Origin of the sequence: Dechloromonas hankyongensis (assembly GCF_022012295.1) — a bacterium.
GTDB lineage: Bacteria > Pseudomonadota > Gammaproteobacteria > Burkholderiales > Rhodocyclaceae > Azonexus > Azonexus hankyongensis.
Window position 1 is genome coordinate 151,481 of record NZ_JAKLTN010000003.1, and the last position, 14,904, is coordinate 166,384.

Here is a 14,904-nt window from a genome sequence, read left to right on the forward strand (position 1 = left end):
AAGAACAAGGGACCAAGCACACTGCGTGCTGCTGTCCCTTGCTCTCGCCTTGTTAAGCGCCTGCTCCGGCGTCCCCCGAAACACGGGGCCAGAGGTATCGCTGCCGGCCACCACCGACCAGCAACCACCAGCAGTTGCAACGCTGCCCGACGAGAAGGAGACTGCAGAATCCCCGCCCGGACCCACGGACGACTCGTCACCAATTGCCGAAGGAACAGCGAAAGAGCAGTCGTCGGAGCGAAACATTTACTTTCCGGTCGGTAACGCGCATATCGCCCTCAGCGGTTTGCAGAAGCTGGAAAGGCACGCCCTTTATCTTCGGCAAAACCCGAAACGCACCGTGACGCTGATCGGCCACTCGGAAAGCTTCGGCAGCCGGAATTACACCTTGGCCATCATGGAAAAACGGCTGGCCACGGTCGCCGCCAAACTCCATGAACTGGGTGTCGAAAAGTCGCGCATACGGCAGATCATCTTTGGCAGCCAGGGCAATCAGAGATCCTGTACGGCAGCGATTTGCCGACAGCGGGTAGAAATTCAATTCCATTGAGGCAACTGTAATGGGTCCGGATGCTGTCGAGCTTGTGCCTCATGAAAGAGCGCCTCGGTCGAAGCCCAAAAACCGAATCATCAGGAGAGTAGTCATGAAGTTCCCGATCTATTGGCGCAGCCTACCCATTGGACTGTTGGTCATTTTCGTTTCACTGAAAGCACTGGCCCACGGCGACGTCACCCCGCATCCCATCGACACCAGCGGACTGAAACCCGTGGGTCAGACGTCGGTCGATGCCAACCCATACCGAGGCAACGAGAAGGCCGTTGCGATCGGCGCCGAAGGGTACATGCACAATTGTGCCGGCTGCCACGGACTGAATGCGGTATCCGGCGGCGTTGCCCCCGATCTGCTTGCATTGGCCAGGGATTGCGTCGGCATGAAGGCAGCCGAGCAGGCCGCCTGCCTGAAAGAGTCCGATGAATACTTCAAGGACATCACGCTGCACGGCAAGAAAAATGGCGAAGGCCGTTTCACCATGCCGGCCTACGGCAGCGTCTTTACCGACGAGGCCGTGTGGGCCGTCAAATCCTATCTGGATGCCCGCACTTTCGAGATGAACCGCTGACCACGCAACCAACCGGACAAACGTCGAAAAAACAAAAGCCCGCCTAACGGCGGGCTTTCTTCATGACAACTAGCGCCTTCAGACGGCGATGCCTTCCAGCAGTTGCTGCAATTCGCCGGACTGGTACATCTCCTTCATGATGTCGCAGCCGCCGATGAATTCGCCCTTGATGTAGAGTTGCGGAATGGTCGGCCAGTTGGCGTATTCCTTGACGCCGTTGCGGATTTCCTCGTCGGCCAGCACATTGACAGTGACGAAATCATTGACGCCGCACACCTTCAGGATCTGCACGGCAGTCGCCGAAAAGCCGCACTGCGGAAAGCGGGCGTCGCCCTTCATATAGAGGACGACCGGGTTGTTGGTCACGGTTTCGCGGATGCGTTGCTGAACGTCGGACATGCTATCTCCTGATTACAGATGGGCGCCTGAAACGCGGTCTATACCGGCCAGGTCGGGATGAGTGAATGCTGATTGGAACCCTGCTGCGGTCAATAAGTTCCGGCTGGCCGCGCCCTGGTCGTAGCCATGCTCGAACAGCAGCCAGCCCCCGGGGTTCAGGTGGTCCGCCGCCGCGGCGACGATGCGCCGGATGCAGGCCAGTCCGTTGCCGCCGGGTTCCCGGTCGGTCAAGGCCATGCGCGGCTCATGCGGCAGGCCGTTCAGTTCCAAATGCGGGTCGCCTTCGGCCACGTAGGGCGGGTTGGAGACGATCAGGTCGAAGCGCTGCCCGGCCAGCGGCGCGAACCAGTCGCCTTCGTGGAAGGCAACCCGTGCCCCGAGTCGGCCGGCGTTGTTGCGGGCTACCGCCAAGGCGCCTGCCGACAGGTCGACGGCCGATACGGTGGCGGCTGGACATTCCAGAGCCAGCGAAATGGCGACGATGCCCGAACCGGTACCGAGATCGACGACCGCCGGCGACTGCCGCCCCCCCAGCTTATCGAGCGCCAGGTCGATCAGCACCTCGGTTTCCGGGCGCGGAATCAGCACGTCGGGCGAGACCTGGAAAACCCGGCCGCGGAATTCTGCCTCGCCGACCAGATAGGCCAGCGGCTCGTCGCCGGCGCGGCGCTCGACCCATTCGGCAAACTGATCGAAAGCCGGCGCCATGACCGGTGTTTCCGGGCGTGCCAGCAGGTCGGCATGGGTGCAGCCAGTGGCATGTTGCAGCAGCAGGCGGGCATCGAGCCGATCGATCTTGCCGCGTGCGAAGGCCAGTGCTTCGCCGAGGGTCATGCTCAGTTCTGTTCCGCCAGTTCGGCCAGCTGGTCGGCCTGGTGTTCGGAGGCCAGCGCGCCGAGCAGCTCGTCCATGTCGCCGTCCATGATGGCGGCGATCTTGTAAAGCGTCAGGTTGATGCGGTGGTCGGTAATCCGGCCCTGCGGGAAGTTGTAGGTGCGGATGCGCTCGGAGCGGTCGCCGGAACCGATCAGGGATTTGCGCGTGCTGGAAATGTGCGCCTGCTGGGCGCGCACCTGGACGTCCTTGATGCGGGCCGCCAGCACGCGCATGGCCGAGGCCTTGTTGGCGTGCTGCGAGCGGCCGTCCTGGCACTCGGCGACGATGCCGGTCGGGATGTGGGTGATGCGCACCGCCGAGTCGGTCTTGTTGATGTGCTGGCCGCCGGCGCCCGAAGCGCGGTAGGTATCGATGCGCAGATCGGCCGGGTTGAGGTTCACGTCCTCGACCTCGTCGGCTTCCGGCATCACGGCGACGGTACAGGCCGAAGTGTGGATGCGGCCCTGGGTCTCGGTTTCCGGCACGCGCTGCACGCGATGGCCGCCGGATTCGAACTTCAGCCGGGAATAGGCGCCGTTGCCGGCCAGCCGGCAGATGATTTCGCGATAGCCGCCGAGTTCCGACTCGCTGGCCGACATGATCTCGACCTGCCAGCGCTGGCGCTCGGCGTAACGGGAATACATGCGGAACAGGTCGCCGGCGAACAGCGCCGACTCGTCGCCACCGGTGCCGGCGCGGATTTCGAGCAGAACGCTCTTTTCGTCGTTGGGGTCCTTGGGCAGCAGCAGCTTTTGCAGCTCGATCTCGAGTTCCGGCAGGCGGGCCTTGGCGGCCGCCATTTCCTCCTCGGCGAATTCGCGCATGTCCGGATCGGCCAGCATGGCCTCGGCTTCGCGCAGATCGTTTTCGGCCTGGCGGAAGGCGTTGAACTGGATGGCCACCGGCTCGACCTCGGCTCGCTCGCGCGACAGCTTGCGGAACTGTTCCATATTGTCCGCGGCGTCGGGTGCCGACAGCATACGGTCGATTTCATCGAGGCGATCGACCAGCAACTCCAGTTTTTGGCGGATGCTCGATTTCATGGGACAGGCAGCCAGGTAATTGATTCAGGGGGCGAAATTTTAACCGAGAACGCCGTTCGTCGGCGATGGAAGGCGATTGCCAGCCGCGACATATGACGCAATAATCATGGGCTTCTCGGCTGACCCTTCATGCAAGAAGTCTCCCACTCCCTCATCGCCCTGGCGAAAACGCTCGAACTGCGTTGGCAAAGTTACCGCAGCAGCAGCGAGTTCGACCAGTTCGTCGAGTTCACGCTGTCGCTGAACGGGCTGACCGAGCGCCTGACTCAGCACAACCTGCCCGGCCTGGCCAGCGCCTGCCAGGAACTGGAGAACCGTGCCCTCGCCTTCTTCACCGACCACACCTTGCGTCCGGTATCGGAAGAGCAAGCCGAAGCGATCAGCCAGCAGTTAAATACCATCCTGCAACTGCTGCATCGGCACGAAACGCCGGCAGTGATCACCAAGCGTCTGTCCGACGGCCCCGATACCGAACACGACCCCTGGGTGCGCCAGCGCAACGTGCTGATCGTCTCCCGCCACGGCCACCCGTGGCGCGCCGCACTGGTCGAGCAGCTGTCCTTCTACGGTTTCCGGCCGCACGCCATCGACTGGGAAGACGAGCCGGAACTGGACGAGGCGCCGCTCGCCGTCATCCTGGTCCCCGACCAGGAAAACAGCAGCTATCCGCAGCAGGCGCTGGCCGCCCTGCAGCGCCTCAAACAGCGCTACGTCGCCAGCTACGTCTATTGCCTGTCGGTGCCGTCGTCGCTGGAGTCCATCGTCAGCCTGCAGCGGGCCGGCGCCAATGTCTGCATCCCGGCCGAAGTCAAATTGAGCGACATCCTGTCGCGCATTCTCGACCTGGTCGAAAGCCGCGAGCAGGAAACGCATCGCGTGCTCATCGTCGAGGATTCGAAGACTGCCGTCGCCCACATCCAGCGCGCCCTCGACCTGCACGGCATCGACAGCCGCGCCATCCACACCCCGCTGTCACTGCTCCAGGCCTGCGCCGAATACCGGCCGCACGCCATCCTGATGGACATGTACATGCCCTTCTGTACCGGCGTCGAAGTCACCCGCGCCCTGCGCCAGATTCCCGAATACCAGTCGCTGCCTGTCATCTACCTGTCCGGCGAGACCGACATCGCGCAGCAGGTCGAAGCGCTGCGCCTGGGCGGCGACCAGTTCCTGACCAAGCCGGCCAATCCGATCATCCTGGCCTCGGTGGTCAAGACCAAGATCGAACGCTACCGCGACATGCTGCGCTCCGGCCGCCACGACAGCCTGACCGGGCTGCTCAACCACTCGGCAGCCAAGGGCCAGCTCGAGCAGATGGTGCGCCGGGCGCTGCCGGCCGGCCAACTGGCGGTGGCGATGATCGACATCGACCGCTTCAAGTCGATCAACGACAACTACGGCCACCCGGTCGGCGATCAGGTCATCCGCAGCCTGGCCTGGCTGCTGCGCGGCCGCCTGCGCAATACCGACCTGATCGGCCGCTATGGCGGCGAGGAGTTCATCGTCGCCCTCGGCGGCGTCGATCTGAACCAGGCCATGCACCTGCTCGACCGCATCCGCGAGGATTTTTCCCGGCTGCCGCACGCCCACGGCCGCGGCGCGCTGCGTGCCAGCTTCAGTTGCGGCATCGCCGCCGTGCCCAGCCAGGTCACCGCCGGTTGCCTGATCGAGGCAGCCGACGAAGCGCTGCTCCAGGCCAAGCGGGACGGGCGCAATCGCATCGTCGCGGCCAGCCGGAAACGTACGCCGCAGTAAATCCCGATCAGTCGCCCGTGCAGTTAAGCGTCATTCCGCGTCCCACAGGGACTTCCGTTGGTCGCAGGCGAGAATCCGGGAATGGCGGTTTCTCTGGGTTCCCGCCTGCGCGGGAACGACAAATTCAAAGCTTTTCCTCTTACCTGAACAGCCTAACGGCGATAGGTGATCCGCCAGATGGCACCGGCCTCGTCGTCGGCGACGAGCAGCGAGCCGTCGGGCAGCACCAGCACATCGGACGGGCGGCCGCGTACCTTGTCACCATCCAACCAACCCTCGGCGAACGGTTCGTAGGACCGTGCGCGCTCGCCATCCACGCGGACGACACTGACCCGATAGCCGATCTTGTGGGCACGATTCCACGAGCCGTGCTCGGCGATGAACACGCTGCCTCGGTATTCGGGCGGGAACATGCTGCCTGTGTAGAAACGCATGCCGAGCGCGGCGACATGCGGGCCGAGCTTCTGGGCCGGCGCTTCGAATTCCCGGCAGGTGCGCTGCTGGCCGAATTCCGGATCGGCGATGTCGCCGCCGTGACAATACGGAAAGCCGAAATGCAGGCCGGCTACCGGCGCCCGGTTCAGCTCGTCGGGCGGCAGATCGTCGCCCATCCAGTCGCGGCCGTTATCTGTGAACCACAGCGCGCCGCTACCCGGCTGCCAGTCGAAGCCGACGCTGTTCCGGACGCCGCGGGCGTAGACTTCCGGTTCGCTGCCGTCCGGGTTCATGCGCAGGATCAGCGCGTAGCGGTCGGGGTCGGCGGCACAGACGTTGCACGGCGCGCCGACCGGCACATACAGCTTGCCGTCGGGACCGAAGGCAATGAATTTCCAGCCGTGGTGGCGATCATCCGGCAGGCGGTCGGTGACGACTACCGGCGCCGGCGGCCGGTCGATATGGCGATCGATGTCGTCATAGCGCAGGATGCGGTTCTGCGCCGCCACGTACAGATTGCCGTCGCGCCAGGCGACGCCGGTCGGCAGGTTCAGGCCCTCGGCGATCTGGGTAACGGCGGTTGCCCGCAGGGCGCCGTCGTAGCGCACGGCATGCACCTTGCCGGCCTTCATCGAGCCGACATAAACGGTGCCGCCATCGGCGCCGTGCCGGCCGAGTGCCATCTGGCGGGCGTTGTCTACCTTCGCCCACAGCGCGATGGAAAAGCCGAGCGGCACGCGCAACTGCTCAGCGACCGTCCCGGCCACTACCGGCGCGGAGAGCGCGAGAGTAAACAAGAAGAGGACGGGGATCGAGCGCCACATGCGTTCACCATAGCTCGCCGCCGGTGAAAATGCAGCTTGGCTAACTGCGCCGTTTGCCCGGTTGCCCAGTGCGACCGGGCAAGCATATTTGGCTTAGTCGCCGGCGTGCAGGTGGAACAGGCGGGCGGCGGCCGATTGCAATTCGGCTCGTTCGCCGCCATCGGCGACGTTCAGCGTCTGGGTCGGGGCGTGCAGGAACTTGTTGGTCAGGCGATGCGACAGGTGCTCGAGGACCTTTTCCGGATTCTCGCCCTTGGCCAGCAGCTTCAGCGCATGCTCCATCTCGTGACGGCGCATGCGTTCGGCCGAGTCGCGCAGCGAGCGGATAACCGGTACCGTATCGCGTGATTCCAGCCAGCCGAGGAAATCCTTGACCCGGTTGGCAATGATGTCCTCGGCCTCGACCACGGCGGCCTGCCGCGATTCGAGACCGCTCTCGACCACCTGCGCCAGGTCGTCGACGGTGTACAGGAAGATGTCGTCGAGCTGACCAACCTCTTCCTCGATGTCGCGCGGCACGGCCAGGTCGACCATGAACATCGGGCGGTGGCGACGCGCCTTGATCGCCCGTTCGACCATGCCCAGGCCGATGATGGGCAGCGGGCTGGCGGTGCATGAAACAACGATGTCGTGCTGGGACAGATGCTCGCCCAGATCGTCGAGGCGGATGGCCGTGCCGCCGTATTGTTCGGCGAGGGCGCGGGCGCGCTCGACGGTCCGGTTGGCGATGGTCACCTGCTTCGGTTTCTGTGCGCAAAAATGCGCGGCGCACAGTTCGATCATTTCGCCGGCGCCGATGAACAGGATGCGCTGGTCGGCGATGGACTCGAAAATGCGTTCGGCCAGATGCACGCCGGCGGCGGCCATCGACACGATGTTGGCGCCGATCGCCGTCGTGCTGCGTACTTCCTTGGCCACCGAGAAGGAACGCTGGAAAAGCTTGTGCAACTGCGTGCCGAGGGTGCCGTTCTCTTCGGCGGCGCGTACCGCATCCTTCATCTGGCCGAGGATCTGCGGCTCGCCGATGACCATGGAATCGAGGCCGCTGGCCACGCGGAAGGCGTGGCGGATCGCGGCCGGCTGGTCATGGGTATAGATGTAGGGGGTCAGCTCGTCGCGGGCCACCTGATGGTAGTGGGCCAGCCAGTCGACCACGACGTCCGGCGACTCGGCGCTACAGTAGATCTCGGTGCGGTTGCAGGTGGACAGGATCGCCACCTCGCGCACCGGCCGGTCGCGCGTCAGGTCGGCCAGCGCGTGACCGAGCTTGTCGGCGCCAAACGCCACCCGTTCACGGATGGCGAGCGGCGCGGAATGGTGGTTGATGCCGAGGGTAAATATCACCGGGTTAGGCTGGGCGGTCGAAGTGGGGGCCGATTATAACACCCGCACCCGGCCGCCCGATTTGCCCGGGATCAGAACAGGAAGGCCTGCTTTTCGGGCGCAGCCCTGGGTTGATCGTCGGCACCGAAGACGCGCATCTGACGCGGCCGGAACCACACCGCCTGGCCGACCGCCAGTTGCAGGCTTTCATGCCGCTCGCGCGACAGCTCGACTTCGACGATTTCGTTGCCGTGCAGCAGTTCGACGCGCACCACCGGTCCGATGGGGTGCACGTGCTGGACGGTCGCCTGCAGGCTGCCTTCGCTGGCGACACGGGCGATGTCGATATCGTGCGGCCGAACGAAAGCGGTCGCCCGCTCGGCCACTTCCTGGCGTTCGACTTCGGCGTAGCAGCCCTGCTGCCGGCTGTGGAAGACGTTCACGTTGCCGAGGAACTGGTACACGAAAGGCGACGCCGGGCTGGAATAGACCTCGTCCGGCGAGCCGATCTGTTCGATCTTGCCGTGGTTCATGACCACCACGCGGTCGGCCACTTCCAGCGCCTCCTCCTGGTCGTGGGTGACGAAGACGCTGGAAATATGCATGTCGTCGTGCAGGCGGCGCAGCCAGCGGCGCAGTTCCTTGCGCACCTTGGTATCGAGGGCGCCGAAGGGCTCGTCGAGCAGCAGCACCTTCGGTTCGACGGCCAGTGCCCGGGCCAACGCGATGCGCTGGCGCTGGCCGCCAGACAGCTGCGACGGGTAGCGGTCGGCCAGCCAGTCGAGCTGGACGAGGCCAAGCAGCTCCATGACCCGGCGCTTGATGTCGGCATCGGACGGCCGCTCCTTGCGCGGCTTGACGCGCAGGCCGAAGGCGACGTTTTCGAACACCGTCATGTGGCGGAACAGCGCGTAGTGCTGGAAGACGAAGCCGACATTGCGGTCGCGGGCATGCAGGTGGGTGGCATCGGCGCCGGAAAACAGGATGTCGCCCTCGTCGGCCGTTTCCATGCCGGCGATGATGCGCAGCAGCGTCGTCTTGCCGCAGCCGGAGGGCCCGAGCAGGGCGACCAGTTCGCCGGTCGGGATGTCGAGGTTGATGTTGTCGAGCGCGACGAAATTGCCGAAGCGCTTGGAGATGTTGCGGATTTCGATGCTCATTGGGTTTTCTCCGGCGCCAGCACGGTATTCAGCATTTCCGTTTCCTTCTTCATGCGCCATTCGACGACGGTCTTGGCGACCAGCGTGACCAAGGCGAGCAGGGCGAGGATGGAAGCCGCGGCAAAGGCGCCGATGGCGTTGTATTCGTTGTAGAGGATTTCGACGTGCAGCGGCAGGGTGTTGGTCTCGCCGCGGATGTGGCCGGAGACCACCGACACCGCGCCGAATTCGCCCATCGCCCGGGCATTGGCGAGGATCACGCCGTAGAGCAGGCCCCACTTGATGTTGGGCAGCGTGACGCGCCAGAACATCTGCCAGCCCGAGGCGCCGAGCGACACCGCCGCCTCTTCCTCGTCCTTGCCCTGCGACTGCATCAGCGGGATCAGTTCGCGGGCGATGAAGGGGAAGGTGATGAACAGGGTCGCGACGATCATGCCCGGTACGGCGAAGATGATCTTGATGTCATGCTCGGCCAGCCACGGGCCGAAGGTGCCCTGCGAACCGAAGAGCAGGATGAAGACGAGGCCGGCGACTACCGGTGACACGGCGAAGGGCAGGTCGATCAGCGTGATGAGCAAGCTCTTGCCCTTGAAGTCGAACTTGGCGATGGCCCACGCCGCCGCCACGCCGAAGACGATGTTGAAGGGCAGCACGGCGAGCGCGATGGCGATGGTCAGCCAGATTGCCGAGCGGGTCTCCGGCTCTTTCAAGGCTTCCAGATAGACCGGCACGCCCTGGGCCAGCGCCTCGACGAAGACGGCAATCAGCGGCAGACCGAGGAAGAAGAACAGGAAGCCGAGGCCGATGGCGAGCAGCGTATAGCGCACCCAGACCGGTTCTTGCGTAGCACGGGTCGATTTCATTGGGTGCTCCCGGCGGCCTTTGCGGCGGCGACTTCCAGCGGCTCGCTGTTCTTGTGGCGATTGGCCGTCCACCACTGCAGCATGTTTACCGCCAGCAGCATGATGAAGGACAGGCCGAGCATGACCACGGCCAGCGCCGTGGCGCCCAGCACGTCGTACTGTTCCAGCTTGGAAATGATTAGCAGCGGGGTGATTTCGGAGACCAGCGGCAGGTTGCCGGCGATGAAGATGACGGAGCCGTATTCGCCGACGGCACGGGCGAAGGCCAGTGCGAAACCGGTGAGCAGCGCCGGGAAAATGGCCGGAAAAATGACCTTGACGAAGGTCTGCCAGCGCGAGGCGCCGAGCGAGGCGGCCGCTTCCTCGACCTCGGTTTCGATGTCCTCGATCACCGGCTGCAGCGTGCGGACGACGAAGGGCAGCGTGATGAAGGTCAGCGCGAAGACGATGCCGAGCGGCGTGTAGGCGACCTTGATGCCGAGCGGCTCCAGGTACTGGCCTAGCCAGCCGTTGCCGGCGTACAGCGTGGCCAGCGTGATGCCGGCCACTGCCGTCGGCAGCGCGAAGGGCAGATCGACCAAGGCATCGACGAAACGCTTGCCGGGGAAGGGATAGCGCACCAGGATCCAGGCCACGATCAGGCCGAAGAAAGCGTTGATGGTCGCCGCCAGGAAGGAGGCGCCGAAAGTGACGCGGAAGGCGGCCAGCGAGCGTTCGCCGAGCGCGATATCGATGATCTGGGCGAAGCCGAGTTCGGAGGCCTTGAGCACCATGCCGCCGAGCGGCAACAGGATGAGCAGGGAAAGATAGACCAGCGTGTAGCCCAGCGCCAAGCCGAAGCCGGGCAGCACGCGGTGGGTTTTAGCATCCATGAAACGAGTCTTCTTATTGATGAATCTGCCGTTCCCGGACGGAAACGGCAGATGATAGTAGCGCGGTCGAGCCGCCGGCTTACTTGCCGGAGTAAATCTGGTCGAAGCTGCCGCCATCCTTGAAGTGGGTAGCAAAGGCCTTGTTGGCGCCACCGAACACCTCGTCGACGGTGAAGGTCTTCACCGTCGGGAAGAAGTGGGCGTACTTCTTCAGCATTTCGGGATCACGCGGCCGCAAGTAGTTCTGCGCGGCGTTTTCCTGGCCCTCCTTGGACCACAGGTATTCGAGGTAGGCCTGCGCCTGCTTGCGGGTGCCCTTCTTGTCGACCACCTTGTCGACCAGCGCCACCGGGAATTCGGTCTGCATGGTCAGGCTGGGATAGACGACCTCGAATTCGCCCTTGCCGAATTCCTTGGCGATCATCTCGGCTTCAGATTCGAAGGTGATCAGCACGTCGCCCATCTTGCGCTGCATGAAGGTCGTCGTCGCATCGCGACCGCCGGCAGCGAACAGCGGGGCGTTCTTGAGCAGCTTGCCGAGGAATTCCTGCGCGCTCTTGTCGTTGCCGCCCGGCTGGCGGAGCGCCCAGGCCCAGGCCGACAGGTAGGTGTTGCGGCCGTTGCCGGTATTCTTCGGGTGCGGGATGATCATTTGCACGCTGGGCGCGGCAACGTCGGACCAATCCTTGATCGCCTTCGGATTGCCCTTGCGCACGATGAAGACCATCGTCGAGGTATAAGGCGAGGCATTGTTGGGGAATTTCTTGGCCCAGTCCTTGGCCACCAGGCCCTTTTCGGCCAGGAATTCGATGTCGTTGGCCTGGTTCATGGTCACCACGTCGGCTTCCAGACCGTCGGCCACGGCACGCACCTGCTTGGTCGAACCACCGTGCGACTGCTTCAGCTCGACGCTTTCGCCGGTCTTGGCCTTCCAGTACTTCTGGAACATCGGGTTGTAATCCTTGTAGACGTCGCGGGCCACGTCGTACGAAGCATTGAGCAGAGTCGCATCGGCCAGGGCGGCACTAGCCACCAGGCTGAGCAGTACGGTGGCGATCGATTTGCGGAATTGGGTCATGTTTTACCTCTCGTTGGACGCCGTTAATTTAGCGAATTCCTATATAACCACAAAGAAGAAATTTGAATTTGTTTATACCTATAGACAAAATTCATGCCGCCCAATGCCGGTCACATCTGGTCGCCTGACAGGCGAGCGGCTATCATGCGACATTCTCCAGCTGCCAAAGATTCCGCAATGCGCGCCTCACTGCCTGCCACCCTCCTGCTTTCCGCCCTGCTGGCTGCCTGCTCGACCAAGGGCGACATTCCGCCAAGCAAGCACATTTCGCAAAGTGGCCCGCTGCGCGTCCACCCCGGACTGCTCGGCAAGCCGGTGCCTGCCGAACTGCAAGCGGAATCAGCCGTTGCGGCAACCTCGGCTGCCGCGCCGGGCGCAGCGGCTGGCGAAGCAGCGATCAAGATGGACCCGATCGGCCTGCGCACCCAGCGCAGCGTCTATTTCGACCTCAACAGCGCCGACCTCAAGGCCGACTACGATCCGGCCCTGCGCGCCCACGCCCGCTACCTCGCCGAGCACCCGAAGGCGCGCGTGCGCATCGAAGGTAACGCCGACGAACGGGGCAGCGCCGACCACAACCTGCGCCTCGGCCTGAAGCGTGCCGAGAACGTGCGCTCGACGCTGGTTGCCCACGGCGCTCCGGAAAAGCAGGTCCGCATCAAGAGCCTGGGCGAGGGCAAGCCGAAGCTGACCGGCCACGACGAATCGTCATGGTCCGAAAATCGCCGCGCCGACGTGGTGTACGAAGTCGAGAACTGATCCGGCCCGCCAGCCTTGATCAGGCGGGGCGGCTCCCCGCCCCTATCGCCACCGCTCAGCCGGTGCAGCGACTCACTGGGTGAAGTGGTAATACTGCTGGTTTAGCCAGGCCGCCAAGCTTGCCTCGTCTTCCGGAAACAAACCGGCGTTGATCTGCGTGTTGCAGAACGCCACGCGCTGCAGCAACTCCCGCTGGTTCGACAGCATGCGCCCGTCGCGGGTATACATCTTGCTGCCGTCACCGCCGTACATCCGGGCATGACAGGCGACGCAATGCTTCTGGTGCAGCGCGGGCGCTGCTTTCAGATCGACCGTTCCCCACGGCGCCTCGGCCAGCGCCAGTGGCGATAGCATCAATAACGGGAAAAACCAGAAAGTTTTCATCAGAAACTCCCAGTGGGAATGTAGCCAGCGGCTAGAAACTGGCGGCCTCGGCCTCAAGATACGCCAGGCTAACGTACTTGCCGATATTCACATCAAACCCTTTGGTCTCCCGCGCCCGCGATGCGACGCGCGGGTCGCGCAGGACCAGTTCCTTGGCGGCCTCCAGCGGCAAGCCATCCTTGATCGCCTGTTCGCAGGGACGGTAGATACCCTCGAAAAGTTCCCGGTTCCAGGTCAGAACGCCCGCTCCCGGCTGGCCATGTCCGGGCAGCCAGATGCGGCTGCCGACCTTGCTTTCCAGCTGATCATACGCTTTCAGCGTGCCCAGGTAGGAACCATCGTCCATATTGGCGATCCGCCGGTCCATGGCGACGTCGCCGACGCAGGTCAGCCGGTCCTCGACGACTTCGACGCATAGATCCCCCGGCGTATGCACCCGGCCGTAATGGTGGATGCGCAGCGTGACGTCACCGAAGCGCAATTCGGCGCCGTCGGCCACGGGCAGGCGGGGCGGCTCGACGCGCGTGCCCAGCGTCGCCTGGTTGGTCCATTGTTCGAGCAGGGTGCGCCACAGCTTGCCCTGCACGCCCTGCACTTCGCGGATCGTGTCGGGATGGGCATGGAGCGGAAGGTCCTTGCCATAGGCATCGACAAAGGCATGGTTCCCCAGCCAGTGATCGCCGTGGTAATGCGTGTTGATGACGGCCACCACCGGCTTGCGCCACTGCTTGCGGAGCTGCCGGATCGCCATTTCGCCGATCTGCACCGAAGCGCCGGAGTCGATGACGACCAGCCCCTTGGCGGTATCGACGAAGGTCAGGTTGCACATCATTCCCTGGTTTTCCGGGGTCGGAAAACCATCGGGAGAGAAAATCATCCACACATGCGGCGACACCTGGCGCAACGGATGGTCGCGCACCGCCGGGCCGCGCACGAAGTCATCGACTTCCCGAGCCCAGGCGCCGACTGCCGGCCAGGGGCCGAATTCGGCGGCGAGCAGGCCGGACAATGCGGCGGTAGTCTTGAAAAAATGGCGCCTGTTCATCGATGTCTCCTGATTCGAACAGCCTCGCCGCTGCGCCGATACAATGGAAGCGCATCGCGCAGCAGGCGCTGCCGCATGTTGTTTGAAAGACCAACGTAAGAGAATTATTATTTGATAATGTAGTTCAAACAATCAACTGGGGGAATAAATTGGGACACATCACTCGCCGCCTGCTCGCCGCAGGCCTGCTCGGCTTCTGCCTGAGCGCATCCGCGCAAGCCAACGATCTGGCGCGCGCCGAGGAAATCGTCGGTGGCCGCTGCTTTCTTTGCCACGGTCTGAACGGCGAAGCGGCCAGCGCCGTTTTCCCGCGCCTGGCCGGCCAGCACGCCGACTACATCGCCAAGCAGCTGGGCGACTTCAAGTCCGGCAAGCGGGTCAGCGACACGATGAGGCCGCAGGCGGAAGAACTGACCCCGGCCGAAATGAAGGCCCTGGGTGCCTTCTTCCAGGCCAAGGTGGTCGGCCCGCGGCCGGCGCGGGACAAGGAACTGCTCGCCGTCGGCAAATACATTTTCGACCGCGGCAATCAGTTCAGCGGCCTGCCCCCCTGCGCCAGCTGCCACGGCGCCAAGGGCCTGGGCACCCCGCAGCTGCCCCGCCTCGCCGGCCAGCATCCGCGCTACATCGAGGACCAGCTCAAGCAGTTCAACAAGCGCGAGCGGACCAACGACAACGCCGTCATGCACACCATCGCGTCCAAGCTGAGCGAACTGGAAGCGCATGCTGTCGCCGAGTACATCGCAACCCTGGACTGAACCCCGACAGGAGGCCGTCAACAGGCCGCCGCCGGGCGGCCTTTTTCCGCGCACTGCGTCCAGGCCGGGGCGCGTTTCCACGACAACGCACCTCAGCGGTGCCGGCGCCGCCCCCTGAACCAGGACCACAGCGCTTCGCCGAGATAGGGCAAAACGGCCACCCCGCCGAGCAGGACAAGGATTTCACCGGTCATCATGATCGTCACCTC

At 64.0% G+C, this 14,904-nt stretch carries 16 protein-coding genes; 5 read left to right on the forward strand and 11 right to left on the reverse strand.

Going from position 1 to position 14,904, the window contains the following annotated elements:
- The first annotated feature begins 25 nt into the window (after positions 1-25).
- Together LZ012_RS16330 and pedF are read left to right on the forward strand one after the other, a co-directional pair.
- The gene (locus LZ012_RS16330) at positions 26-550 is read left to right on the forward strand and encodes an OmpA family protein (protein ID WP_275711945.1); all 525 of its coding nucleotides are present in this window, start codon (positions 26-28) and stop codon (positions 548-550) included.
- A 94-nt stretch (positions 551-644) separates the two neighbouring features.
- Positions 645-1,121: a cytochrome c-550 PedF gene (gene pedF, locus LZ012_RS16335; protein ID WP_275711946.1), complete on the forward strand. Its 477-nt coding sequence runs from the start codon at positions 645-647 to the stop codon at positions 1,119-1,121.
- A gap of 78 nt (positions 1,122-1,199) precedes the next feature.
- Here the strand turns inward: pedF and grxD are convergent, their stop codons facing one another.
- From grxD to prfA, 3 genes are read right to left on the reverse strand one after another with little or no spacing between them, the layout of a single operon-like run.
- Positions 1,200-1,520 carry a Grx4 family monothiol glutaredoxin gene (grxD, locus tag LZ012_RS16340; RefSeq protein ID WP_275711947.1) on the reverse strand — a complete coding sequence of 107 codons (321 nt, stop codon included), beginning with the start codon at positions 1,518-1,520 and terminating at the stop codon, positions 1,200-1,202.
- Between the two features lie 12 nt (positions 1,521-1,532).
- Positions 1,533-2,354: a peptide chain release factor N(5)-glutamine methyltransferase gene (gene prmC / locus LZ012_RS16345; protein ID WP_275711948.1), complete on the reverse strand. Its 822-nt coding sequence runs from the start codon at positions 2,352-2,354 to the stop codon at positions 1,533-1,535.
- 2 nt (positions 2,355-2,356) lie between these two features.
- The gene (gene prfA / locus LZ012_RS16350) at positions 2,357-3,439 is read right to left on the reverse strand and encodes a peptide chain release factor 1 (RefSeq protein WP_275711949.1); all 1,083 of its coding nucleotides are present in this window, start codon (positions 3,437-3,439) and stop codon (positions 2,357-2,359) included.
- Positions 3,440-3,568: 129 nt separating this feature from the next.
- Here prfA and LZ012_RS16355 point away from each other — a divergent pair, with 129 nt between their 5' ends.
- Complete coding sequence (locus LZ012_RS16355) at positions 3,569-5,194, forward strand: GGDEF domain-containing protein (RefSeq protein ID WP_275711950.1); 1,626 nt, start codon at positions 3,569-3,571, stop codon at positions 5,192-5,194.
- Between the two features lie 152 nt (positions 5,195-5,346).
- Here LZ012_RS16355 and LZ012_RS16360 read toward each other — a convergent pair whose 3' ends face one another.
- From LZ012_RS16360 to LZ012_RS16385, 6 genes are all read right to left on the reverse strand, one after another.
- The gene (locus LZ012_RS16360; RefSeq protein WP_275711951.1) at positions 5,347-6,453 is read right to left on the reverse strand and encodes a PQQ-dependent sugar dehydrogenase; all 1,107 of its coding nucleotides are present in this window, start codon (positions 6,451-6,453) and stop codon (positions 5,347-5,349) included.
- 93 nt (positions 6,454-6,546) lie between these two features.
- On the reverse strand, positions 6,547-7,797 hold the full coding sequence (gene hemA, locus LZ012_RS16365; protein WP_275711952.1) for a glutamyl-tRNA reductase: 1,251 nt from the start codon (positions 7,795-7,797) through the stop codon (positions 6,547-6,549).
- Between the two features lie 71 nt (positions 7,798-7,868).
- Positions 7,869-8,936 (reverse strand): sulfate/molybdate ABC transporter ATP-binding protein, encoded by a 1,068-nt coding sequence (locus tag LZ012_RS16370; RefSeq protein WP_275711953.1) that lies wholly within the window; start codon positions 8,934-8,936, stop codon positions 7,869-7,871.
- Positions 8,933-9,799 carry a sulfate ABC transporter permease subunit CysW gene (gene cysW / locus LZ012_RS16375; RefSeq protein WP_275711954.1) on the reverse strand — a complete coding sequence of 289 codons (867 nt, stop codon included), beginning with the start codon at positions 9,797-9,799 and terminating at the stop codon, positions 8,933-8,935. Before cysW ends, LZ012_RS16370 begins: the two co-directional genes overlap by 4 nt.
- On the reverse strand, positions 9,796-10,671 hold the full coding sequence (cysT, locus tag LZ012_RS16380) for a sulfate ABC transporter permease subunit CysT (protein WP_275711955.1): 876 nt from the start codon (positions 10,669-10,671) through the stop codon (positions 9,796-9,798). The genes cysW and cysT overlap by 4 nt, the downstream gene beginning before the upstream one ends.
- Positions 10,672-10,750: 79 nt before the next feature.
- Positions 10,751-11,749, reverse strand: coding sequence for a sulfate ABC transporter substrate-binding protein (locus LZ012_RS16385; protein ID WP_275711956.1), 999 nt, complete (start codon positions 11,747-11,749; stop codon positions 10,751-10,753).
- 177 nt (positions 11,750-11,926) lie between these two features.
- Here LZ012_RS16385 and LZ012_RS16390 point away from each other — a divergent pair, with 177 nt between their 5' ends.
- Entirely contained in the window at positions 11,927-12,508 is a 582-nt protein-coding gene (locus tag LZ012_RS16390) for an OmpA family protein (RefSeq protein ID WP_275711957.1), read from the forward strand.
- Positions 12,509-12,580: 72 nt separating this feature from the next.
- Here the strand turns inward: LZ012_RS16390 and LZ012_RS16395 are convergent, their stop codons facing one another.
- Both LZ012_RS16395 and LZ012_RS16400 read right to left on the reverse strand, forming a co-directional pair.
- On the reverse strand, positions 12,581-12,892 hold the full coding sequence (locus LZ012_RS16395; protein WP_275711958.1) for a cytochrome c: 312 nt from the start codon (positions 12,890-12,892) through the stop codon (positions 12,581-12,583).
- A gap of 31 nt (positions 12,893-12,923) precedes the next feature.
- Positions 12,924-13,937: an MBL fold metallo-hydrolase gene (locus LZ012_RS16400; RefSeq protein WP_275711959.1), complete on the reverse strand. Its 1,014-nt coding sequence runs from the start codon at positions 13,935-13,937 to the stop codon at positions 12,924-12,926.
- A 149-nt stretch (positions 13,938-14,086) separates the two neighbouring features.
- Between LZ012_RS16400 and LZ012_RS16405 the strand changes: the two genes are divergently transcribed.
- The gene (locus tag LZ012_RS16405; protein WP_338033171.1) at positions 14,087-14,695 is read left to right on the forward strand and encodes a c-type cytochrome; all 609 of its coding nucleotides are present in this window, start codon (positions 14,087-14,089) and stop codon (positions 14,693-14,695) included.
- Positions 14,696-14,904: the final 209 nt, after the last annotated feature.